Origin of the sequence: Xylanibacter ruminicola Ga6B6 (assembly GCF_000687715.1) — a bacterium.
GTDB lineage: Bacteria > Bacteroidota > Bacteroidia > Bacteroidales > Bacteroidaceae > Prevotella > Prevotella ruminicola_B.
In genome coordinates this window covers 1-3,430 of sequence record NZ_JHXD01000045.1, presented here as the reverse complement: position 1 = coordinate 3,430, position 3,430 = coordinate 1, and the positions used below count along the sequence as shown (strand labels likewise).

At 52.3% G+C, this 3,430-nt stretch carries 6 protein-coding genes; all 6 read left to right on the top strand.

The features are described 5' to 3' along the window. The first annotated feature begins 251 nt into the window (after positions 1-251). The gene (locus T500_RS0114655) at positions 252-911 is read left to right on the top strand and encodes a hypothetical protein (protein WP_028908722.1); all 660 of its coding nucleotides are present in this window, start codon (positions 252-254) and stop codon (positions 909-911) included. A 63-nt stretch (positions 912-974) separates the two neighbouring features. Continuing rightward, entirely contained in the window at positions 975-1,124 is a 150-nt protein-coding gene (locus tag T500_RS17095; protein WP_155267588.1) for a hypothetical protein, read from the top strand. Positions 1,125-1,140: 16 nt separating this feature from the next. Next, a complete protein-coding gene (locus T500_RS16155) occupies positions 1,141-1,653 on the top strand; it encodes a D-Ala-D-Ala carboxypeptidase family metallohydrolase (RefSeq protein ID WP_155267587.1) in 513 nt (170 codons plus the stop codon). A gap of 46 nt (positions 1,654-1,699) precedes the next feature. Further along, positions 1,700-2,047: a hypothetical protein gene (locus tag T500_RS0114640; RefSeq protein ID WP_028908721.1), complete on the top strand. Its 348-nt coding sequence runs from the start codon at positions 1,700-1,702 to the stop codon at positions 2,045-2,047. Beyond that, positions 2,028-2,411, top strand: a complete 384-nt coding sequence (locus T500_RS0114635) for a hypothetical protein (protein WP_028908720.1) — start codon at positions 2,028-2,030, stop codon at positions 2,409-2,411. Before T500_RS0114640 ends, T500_RS0114635 begins: the two co-directional genes overlap by 20 nt. Before the next feature lie 41 nt (positions 2,412-2,452). Next, positions 2,453-3,430: hypothetical protein (locus tag T500_RS16150; protein ID WP_036909260.1), on the top strand; the 978-nt coding region annotated here is incomplete at its 3' end.

Genomic DNA, 3,430 nt, shown 5'->3' with positions numbered 1-3,430 from the left:
ATGATTAAATTTGCAGCGCCATTAGGATGAACGAGTCAGAAAAGTGAACGGATATCCCCGTTTTGGGTGGGTGGATATCGACCGTTTTTTGCACTGAGTGGCCGTCTTTGTGTATGTGCCTAAAAATCAGCGTGGGCAAAGAAATGGATAACATTAAGTGAGAGGCGAGGCCTGAAGGCTGGTTTCAGGATTCAGGTTTCAAGTTTCACGAATAAAAAGAATTTAAAAACAACATTTAATATTTGAGATTTATGAAACGTAAAAGTAAACAAAAGTACAAACCCCTGAGCGATGCAACGCCAGGGGAGTTGCGCGAGGCTTTTAAGATTGCCTCGTTCTGGCTAACCGATGAGCTGGAGGACTGCACTGAGTTCGGAGCTTTCAGCGAAGCCAATTTGGGCGAACCCGCCATTGAGTATTTCCCTAAGCGTGCATACCTGTCGCTGAAGGATCCCAACAGCAAGTGGCACTGGAAAGAGGGCACAAAGTTGAGCACACTGATGATCAACGTCATTAAGAGCGACATGGCGCACAGGTTTCGTGACTACCATTTGGATGGCGACCCACTGCTGAAAGCCAACTGCGAATTTGAGCGCGAAGGCGCTGATGAGGACGGCTTTGAAGACGCTAACGAACCAGAGGAGATTGATCCCGAGGTTAGGATGGGCAACTACCAGGTGCTGACGGAAATGGAGAAGTTGGCTGAGCTGGAACAGTATCAGAGCCAGAGGGACAAGGGCATGAGGATTGCCCGCGCTGCCGCCAAGCAAAGCGGTGACCCGAAGTTGGTGATTTATGTGGAGCTGGCCTTTACGTTGCCTGACTACAGAGCTATCTCGAAGAAGATGCGCGTGACACAGACAGAGGTGAAGGAGATGGAGGAAAGGCTGATAGCCATGCTGACAGCCTGACCTCCAGCCCTCTGGGCAGTTTTTAAGTAGTTTAAGTATTTACAATTAAAAAAAGACAAGAAAATGAACTTATTAGAAAAGATAGACGAACTCCGTGCAAACAAGGTTACTCCCGAGAAATTTGAAGAAGTGTGGGGTACGAGCATCGAGAATCACCTCGACCGACTCATGGCGTTTGTTGAGCAGCAAGACAATAAGGAGGCTGTCAAATAATAGATAATGTGCCGGATTGACCGGCAAAGTGTTTAACAATCAAGTGAAGGCTTCCGTGGAGCAATCCACGGGGGCCTTTGTCATAAAGAATAAGGAGGGTGGAAGCATGAGTAAGCATTTTAGTAAACAGGAATTGGCGAGGTGCTTCAGGGCAAATGGGGCGCGATGTAAAGAGTGCCCGCTGAAGCAACCTGCGGATAAGTTGCCTGATGGGGTAGAAGGGAATCTGGAGGCGTTGGCTGAGCAGGTGTTGGAACCTGCACGCCAGCGCCTTGGGAGACCTATCACGGTAAACTCTAGCTACCGCTGCCAAGTGCATAACAAGACGGTGGGCGGTGTAGCGAATAGCCAGCATATGCGCGGGGAGGCAGCAGACATCACCACCGGCACAGTGGAGGGCAACCAGAAACTGAAGGCGGTGATAGAGGAGCTGGGCAAGTTTGACCAGTTGATAACCTATCCGACATTCCTGCACGTTTCGTGGAAGCGAAATGGGATGAACAGGAAGCAGAGGCTGAGGAATGTGTGACGAAATAAACAGATTATTAACAATTTAAATTAGGGAGGGAAAACCTATGATGCAGTTGAATTGGACTGAGATATTGCTGGGCCTGATGACGCTACTGGGCAGCTGTGGCTGGTTTGTGGCGGGCAAAAAGTACAAGCAAGAGGTTGAAGGCATGAAGACCGACAATCAAATGAAGAAGTTGGACTTGAGCAGCGAGTTTGCTACCAAGTTCAAGGATTTGATCGTCGGCCCCCTTGAAGAGGAGGTCGGCAAATTGAGAACCGAAGTAAAGGATTTGAAAGATGCGATTGAAGGTGTTTATGATTGTCCTTTTAGGGATGATTGCCCTGTGCGTGAGCGGATGCGCGACAAGTCGCACCGCTCAGAGGACAGAGGTGAGAAGTCTGAGGGCTGACGAAAGAGACAGCATCAGGGTAGAGCAGGTGATGGTGGCCGTGCATGATACTATTTTGGAAACGGTCACCATCGTTGTTCGCGAGAACGAACAAGGCGATACGCTGAGGCTGGAGAAAACAACGGAGCGGGATCGCTTTCGCGACCGCGCTCAGGTGAAAGAGAAGGAGGAACGTGTGGTGGTAAAGACAGACACTGTGTTCATTGAAAAGAGGGACTCTGTGGATGTCAGGAACCACAGTCCTACTTCTGGTGCTGGTAGCAGTGGGGGCTTTGTGGCCTCGCTGCGGTGGATCTTCTGGATAATCGTCGCCATCGGCGTACTGATTATCGTTATTAAGGTATCAAGAATTATTAGAATTTAAGAATTAATTGTTTCATTTTTAAGTATAGGAGATTTTAGATTATGGCAAAGTTTCAAAGTACACTGATTGAGCAGGCGAGTGGTAAGCTGGGTGATAACATCGTGATGCGACAGACGGCAACAGGGAAGATCCTGTGTAAGGCACCGAAGAAGGCCAGCACACCACGACGCTCGGAGAAGCAGGCGTATACGCGTCTGCAGATGGCGAACCTGCTGGCAAACTACCGTCTGTACAGCGGTAAGCTGGCGGAGGCGTTCGAGAGTAAGCGTGCGGGGCTGAGCGACGTAAACATGTTTGTGAGTGCGAACTGGGGGCACGGGCCGGTGTATCTGACCAGACCGATGAGGATTCAGGGCGCGTGCGTGCTGGCGGATGACCTGTTCAGCATCGGCAGCATTGAGCCTATCGGCTATGGCCTGAACAGCGCGGGCAAGCTGGTGACGAACCTGAACCTGGGCATCGAGATAGGTGCGGGAACGACGGTGGCGCAGTTTAGCGGGGCGCTGATGACGGCGACGGAGAACTGGCGCGAGGGCGACCAGCTGACATTCTTCGTGGGTACGCAGTATACGGGTACGGACGGGCTGCCACGTGCGAACATGCGGGCACAGAAGGTGGTGCTGAGCCTGGACGACCAGACGAAGCTGTGGGACGTGGTGACGAGTGAGGGCTTCAGCACGGTGGACGGCTATCTGGCAACGGGGATGGTGCTGAGCGAGATGGGCTGCGCATGGGTGCACAGTCGCGAGAACAGTGGCGCGACGAAGGTGAGCACGCAGCGACTGGTGGTGGTGAGCGAGGTGCTGGGGCAGTACCAGACTTACGAGGCGATGAAGGCGGCTGCCGACAGCTACGGTGGTATTAACAAGAATGCGGTGTACCTGAATCCGCAGAGCAGGCTGAATGACGTGGTGGGTTCGAGCAGCGGCAGCGGTAACACAGGTACCGGCGGTTCTTCGCAGAACACCGGCGGCAATACCGGCGCCGGTGGCACAGGTGGCACAGGTGGCACAGGTGGC